At 68.8% G+C, this 6,904-nt stretch carries 2 protein-coding genes; both read right to left on the minus strand.

Going from position 1 to position 6,904, the window contains the following annotated elements; genetic code table 11:
* On the minus strand, positions 1-2,664 hold a 2,664-nt coding region (locus tag Q8814_RS23310), incomplete at its 3' end, for a multifunctional oxoglutarate decarboxylase/oxoglutarate dehydrogenase thiamine pyrophosphate-binding subunit/dihydrolipoyllysine-residue succinyltransferase subunit (protein ID WP_330154348.1).
* A gap of 203 nt (positions 2,665-2,867) precedes the next feature.
* A complete protein-coding gene (locus Q8814_RS23315; protein ID WP_330154349.1) occupies positions 2,868-6,740 on the minus strand; it encodes an ABC transporter ATP-binding protein in 3,873 nt (1,290 codons plus the stop codon).
* Positions 6,741-6,904: the final 164 nt, after the last annotated feature.

Here is a 6,904-nt window from a genome sequence, read left to right on the forward strand (position 1 = left end):
CTTCTCGATGACCGGCTTGACGCGCGGGTGCACGCTGAAGCCCTCGGGCACGTTGACGAACGCATCGCCGATGCGTTCGAGGACGGCGTTGTCGACGGCCGTCGTCAGGCGCGCCGGCGGAGTCTGGTCGAGTTCGACCGACTCGGACGGCTCGGGCTGGTACTTCTCGAGCTCACGCACCTCGTTGAAGACCCGTTCCAGCTGGCCCTGGTAGTCGCGGAGGGCATCCTCGGCCTCTTTGAGGGAGATGTCGCCGCGGCCGATGAGGGCCTCGGTGTAGCTCTTGCGGACGCTGCGCTTGGTGTCGATCACGTCGTACATCGCGGGCTGCGTCATCGACGGGTCGTCGCCCTCGTTGTGGCCGCGACGGCGGTAGCAGATCATGTCGATCACGACGTCCTTGTGGAACTTCTCGCGGAAGTCCACGGCCAGCTGCGCCACCCACACGCACGCCTCGGGGTCGTCACCGTTGACGTGGAAGATCGGCGCGCCGATCATCTTCGCGACATCGGTGCAGTACTCGGACGAACGCGAATGCTCCGGAGCGGTGGTGAAACCGACCTGGTTGTTGACGACGATGTGCACGGTGCCGCCGGTGCGGTAGCCGCGCAGCAGTGCCAGGTTGAGGGTCTCCGCCACCACGCCCTGACCGGCGAACGCGGCGTCGCCGTGCAGCAGCAGCGGCAGGACGGTGAAGCCGCCCTCACCCTTGTCGAGGATGTCCTGCTTGGCGCGGACCAGGCCCTCGAGAACCGGGTTGACGGCCTCGAGATGCGACGGGTTGGCCGTCAGCGACACGGTGATGTCGTTCTCGCCGAACATCTGGATGTAGGTGCCCTGGGCGCCGAGGTGATACTTCACGTCGCCGGAGCCGTGCGCCGCCGCCGGGTTCAGGTTGCCTTCGAACTCGGTGAAGATCTTCGAGTACGGCTTGCCCACGATGTTGGCGAGCACGTTGAGGCGACCGCGGTGCGGCATGGCGATCGCGACCTCGTCGAGCTGGTGCTCGGCGGCCTGATCGATGATGGCGTCCATCATCGGGATGACCGCTTCGGCGCCCTCGAGCGAGAACCGCTTCTGGCCGACGTACTTGGTCTGCAGGAACGTCTCGAACGCCTCGGCGGCGTTGAGGCGGCTCAGGATGTACTTCTGCTGGGCGACCGTCGGCTTGACGTGGTGCGCCTCGACGCGTTCCTGGATCCACTGCTGCTGTTCGGGCTCGAGGATGTGCGTGTACTCGATACCGATGTGGCGGCAGTACGCGTCGCGCAGCACCGACAGCACGTCGCGCAGCTTCATCTTCTGCTGGCCGTGGAAGCCGCCCACGTTGAACTCGCGGTCGAGATCCCACAGCGTCAGATCGTGGGAGGTGACGTCGAGGTCGGGGTGCGAACGGAACTTGTCGCGGACGAACTGCAGCGGATCGGTGTCGGCCATCAGGTGGCCGCGGCTGCGGTATGCGGCGATCAGCTCGAGCACGCGGGTGTGCTTGTCGACCAGGCCCTCGGGCACGTCCTTGCGCCAGCGGACCGGCTCGTAAGGAATGTGCAGGGTATGGAAGATCTCGTCGTAGAACTCGTCGGAGATCAGCAGCTGGTGAATCGTCTTGAGGAACTCACCCGACTCGGCGCCCTGGATGACCCGGTGGTCGTACGTCGAGGTCAGCGTCAGGAGCTTGCCGATGCCCATCTCGGCGATGCGCTCGTCGGACGCGCCCTGGAACTCGGCGGGATACTCCATGGCGCCGGCGCCGATGATCGCGCCCTGACCGCCCATCAGACGCGGCACCGAATGCACGGTGCCGATGCCACCCGGGTTGGTCAGCGAGATGGTGACACCGGAGAAGTCCTCACCGGTGAGCTTGCCGTCGCGTGCGCGCCGGACGATGTCCTCGTACGCCGAGTAGAACTGCGCGAAGTTCATCGTCTCGCAGTTGCGGATGGCGGCGACGACGAGCGAACGCGAGCCGTTCTTGCCGGGCAGGTCGATCGCGAGACCGAGGTTGGTGTGCGCCGGCGTGACGAGGTTCGGCTTGCCGTCGACCTCGGCGTAGTGGTTGTTCATGTTCGGGAACGCTTTGACCGCCTGAACGATCGCGTAGCCGAGCAGGTGTGTGAACGAGACCTTGCCGCCCCGGGTACGGGCGAGATGATTGTTGATGACGATGCGGTTGTCGAACATCAACTTCGCAGGAACTGCGCGAACACTGGTCGCCGTCGGAATCGACAGGGAGGCGTTCATGTTCTTCGCGACGGCAGCAGCGGCGCCGCGGAGGACCTTCTTCTCCTCGGTTGTGGCCGACGCCGCGGCAGGAGCCTTCGCCGGCGCGGGCTTCGATGCGGGTGCTTTGGCGGCCGGCTGAGCAGCCTTGTCCGCGGCAGGAGCCTTGGGCGCAGCCTTGGGAGCCGCGGCCTTGGGCTCGGCGGTCTTCGGGGTTGCTGCCTTCGGCTCAGCGGCCTTGGGGGTAGCGGTGGGAGCCTTGGACTCGGCAGCCTTCGTGTCGCTTCCGTTCGCGCCACCCGCCACGGCTTTTTCCGGCGAATAGTCGGTCAAGAATTCGTGCCAACTCGCATCCACGGACGACGGATCGTCCTGGAAACGCTGGTACATCTCGTCAACCAGCCACTGGTTCTGTCCGAACTGTGATGTAGAGCTGCTGCTCACGGCAGTTGTTCGCCTCGTTTCTTTCTTCGGTACCCGATCGGAGCGCCTGTACATATGAGGCTAGCCCGTGGCCTGTGACGATCAGAACTGGTCGTCCACACCGGAGAGCTACCTCACATTCTGTGTCGATGGGGTCTCCATCGATGACGGTTCTCGACAGCCGATTATTCCCTCTAAGGTGCATCGCCGCAGCGCGGACCCCGTTACAAACCCGAGGGCCGCGACGCGGCAAGGGGTTCCGGCCCGCGCTCGGCGAGATCCTCGGCGGTGGCGCGAGTGAGTTCCCCGCTGGCGAGTTGCCACAAAGTGGTGTACAGACCGCCGGCGCGCCGCAGCGTGTCGTGCGGCCCGGTTTCCACGATCCGGCCACCGTCGATCACCACGACCAGATCGGCGCGGGCAGCGGTGGCGAGCCGGTGCGCGACGATCACCGCGGTGCGCGCCCGCGTCACCGACGCTCCCGCCTCGAGCACGGCCCGCTCGGTGGCCGGGTCGAGGGTCGCGGTCGCCTCGTCGAGCAGCAACAGATCGGGATCGACGAGTTCCGCCCGCGCGAGGGCCAGCAGTTGCCGCTGCCCCGCGGAGAGCCCCTGACCGCGCTCACCGATCGGATGCCGCATGCCCCCGCTGAGCCCGGCGATCATGTCGAGCGCACCGACCGCGCGGGCCGCCTCCTCGATCTCCGCCCGGGTGGCCTCCGGCCGGCCGTACGCGATGTTGCTCGCGACCGTCCCGGTGAAGAGATGGGCCTCCTGGGGCACCACACCCAGCCGGCCGCGATAGTCGGGCAGCCGGTATTCGCGCAGGTCCCGGCCGTCCACCCGTACCTCACCGGAGGTCGGGTCGTAGAAGCGGGCGAGCAGTTTGACGATCGTGGACTTACCCGCACCGGTACGGCCCACCAGCGCCACGGTCGATCCGGCAGGAATGTGCAGGTCCACGTCGGCGAGCGCGTCGCTCTCGGCGCCGCTGTACCGGAAGCCGACATCGCTCAGCTGCACGTCGCCGTCCAGGTGCCCGCGAATCCGCACGGTGCCGGTCGGTCCGGTTTCGAGCGAACTCCCGGTCCGCAGCAGATCGCCGATCCGTCGCAGTCCGACGCGCGCCTGCTGGTAGCCGTCGAACACCTGCGACAACTGCTGGATGGGTCCGAAGAGCAGATTCAGGTACAACACGAATGCGACGAGGACGCCCGGTGTCGCGGCGCCCGAGGCCACTTCGCGGGCGCCCACGAACACGACCGAAGCCAACGCGATGTCGGACAGGAACGTGATGAAGGGGAAGTACAGTGCGATCGCGCGCTGCGACCGCATCCGGCTGCGACGGTAGGCATCGGCGCGTTCGGCGAACCGCCGCGCCGCGGTCTCCTCCCGGCGGTAGGCCTGCGCAGCCCGCAACCCGGTCACGTTCTCCTGGAAGTCCGCGTTGACCAGCGAGATCCTTTCGCGCGAAATTGCGTAGGCGGCACCCGACACGGCGCGGAACCAGAGCGTCGCGATCAGCAGGAACGGGATCACCGACAGCACCACCAGCGCGAGCGACAGGTCGGTGGCCAGCAGTGCCACGGAGATACCCGTGAGGGTCAGGACGCTGACGACCGCGGTGGACAATCCGGTCTGGATGAACGACGACAACGCGTCGACGTCGGTGGTCATTCGCGTCATGATCCGGCCGGACAGCTCGCGCTCGTAGTAGTCGAGACCGAGTCGCTGCAGGTGGGCGTAGCTGCGGACGCGCAGCCCGAACAGGACCCGCTCTCCCGCCCGAGCGGTGAGCACCGTGAGCACCGCCACCGCCAGCCAGCCCAGCAGGGCGAGCGCGACGCCCACGGCGGCCGCCTGCATCAGCGGACCCACCTCGCCCGGTGTCACCCCGCGGTCGACCGCGAAACGCACGATCGACGGGAACGCGATACCGGTCAGCGCCTCGACGGCCAGACAGCCGACCACGGCGGCGAGCAGCAACCGCACCGGCCGTAGCGTCGTCCGCAACCGGAACTCGGGGTCCGGACGGCGCAGCGACGCCGACTGCAACGCCGGGTCGCGGCCCGGACTTTCCGTCGCCGGAGGCAGTGCCGCCACTGCGGCACGCAGCTCCGGAGTGGGTGCGACCGCCCCCAGGGCGCCGCTCCCCGGCCCACCGGCGCCACGGCCACCACCGCCCGGGCCGTGTGATCCCGGGCCCATCGCCGTGGTCGCGGACCGGGTGGCGGTGCCGGAGTGGGCGCCCGGTTCGGGCGACGTGTCCGGCCACAGCGCGGCCGGCGTCGCGACGACAGTCGCGGAGCCGCCGTCATCCGCGTCGGTGTCGGCGAGCGCATCGTCCGAGCCGGAGAGCAGCCTGCGGAACACCGGGCTGCACTCGTCGAGCTCGGCGACCGTGCCGAGGTCGACGATGCGGCCACCGTCGAGCACCGCCACGCGGTCGGCGAGCGCGAGCGTCGAGCGCCGGTGTGCGAGCACGAGCGTGGTTCGCTCCGGTTGCGCGCGCAGCGCGGCGTAGATCGCCGCTTCCGTTTCGGCGTCCACCGCCGACGTCGCGTCGTCGAGGATCAGCACGCGCGGATCGGACAGCAGTGCCCGGGCCAGCGCGACACGCTGCCGCTGGCCACCCGAGAGCGTGAGTCCGCGTTCGCCGACCACCGTGTCGTAGCCGTCGGGGAGCGCGTCGATGAATTCGTCCGCGCGGGCAGCCGCCGCCGCCGCGCGAATCTCGTCGAGGGGAGCGTCGGGCCGGCCGAGGGCGATGTTCGAGCCGACGGTGTCCGAGAACAGGAACGGCTCGTCGAAGACGAGGCTCACCGCTTCGCGGAGCCGGCCGGCCTGCAACGAGGCGACGTCGATGTCGGTGCCATCCGACGTCAGGGACACCGCTCCCGACTCCGGCGCATAGAACCGCGGCAGCAACAGCGACAGCGCCGTCTTGCCCGACCCCGGCGGTCCGACGATCGCCACCGTCTCGCCGGGCCTTATCTCGAGATCCACGCCGCGCAGCACGTCCCGGCCGGGTTCGAACGCGAACGTCACGTCGCGCAGCGCGATGCCGAGCGGACCGTCCGGCAGTACCGCGGGACGGGGTGGATCGGCGACGTCGGGCTCGGTGTCGATCACCTCGTACACACGCTCGACGGCCGCCCGCGACAACTGCGCCATGATGACGACCTGCGAAAGCGTCCGGGTCGTGGCCGTCATGGTCGCCACGTACGAGGTGAACGCGACGAAGGTGCCGACGGTGATGGCGCCGCGCAGCGCGAGCCAGCCGCCCAGCGCGATCGTCGCGACGAGCCCGAGCTGCGGGATCGCACCCATCGGCGCGGCGAACCACGAGTTGATACGCGCAGCTCGCAAACGCTCCGCGTAGAGGAGACGGCCGTGTTCCTCGAGCTGGTCGACGGCCCGGGATTCCTGCCCGAACCCCTTGACGACGCGCACGCCCGTCACGGTTTCCTCGACATGCTGTGCGAGGTCGGCGGCGCGCTGCTGCGCCGACCACGTGGCTGCGAACAACTTCGGGCGGACCACACGCACCACCGTCGCGATGATCGGCACGACGACCACCGCGACGAGCGTGAGCAACGGCGACAGCGTCGCCATGATGACCAGCGCCAGGACGAACTGCAGCAGAGCCCCCGCCGACATCGGCACCATCGCGAGCAGGCCCTGCACCAGCTGCAGGTCGGTGATCGACCGCGACACGACTTGACCGGTGCGGATCCGGTCCTGTCCGCGCCCGTCGAGCCGCTGCAGCGATCCGAGCAGCCGCAGCCTCAGGTCGTGCTGTACATCCAGCGACAGGCGGCCTGCCAGCATCCGCCGCCCGTACTGGCAGCCGAAGCGCACCAGCGCACCGATCGCGATCGCGGCGGCCGCGAAACCGATCAGCCGCAAACCTTCGCTGCGCACCTCGCCTTGCCCGGTGGCGGTGTCGAGGGCGACTTTGGTCAGCAGGGGGAAGGCGATGTCGATGAGCGCAGCGATGATCGTCACCGTCAGCGCACCGGTCGCGGTGGCGCGATGGCGCAGCGATTCGGCGCCCAGCCGACGGATCCAGCCGGGGGACTGCGTGGCGTGTGGCATCGAAATCGACAGTAGCGCCGCGCTGCGACACGAGCGGCGGCGGCCGAACAGCGCGACACTGCGGCTGCGCCGGCACCGCCCGGACGTCAGATGATGTCGCGGCTCCGGGTGCGCCACCAGCCGAGCCCGCCGAAGAGCATCGTCCAGAAGATCAGAACGAGCGG

Source organism: Rhodococcus chondri (assembly GCF_036327435.1).
In the GTDB taxonomy this organism is placed as follows: Bacteria; Actinomycetota; Actinomycetes; order Mycobacteriales; family Mycobacteriaceae; genus Rhodococcus; species Rhodococcus chondri.

Excerpts from the sequence above, each read along its gene's own strand:
- Q8814_RS23315 (WP_330154349.1), bottom strand. The coding sequence starts at position 6,740 with ATGCCACACGCCACGCAGTCCCCCGGCTGGATCCGTCGGCTGGGCGCC.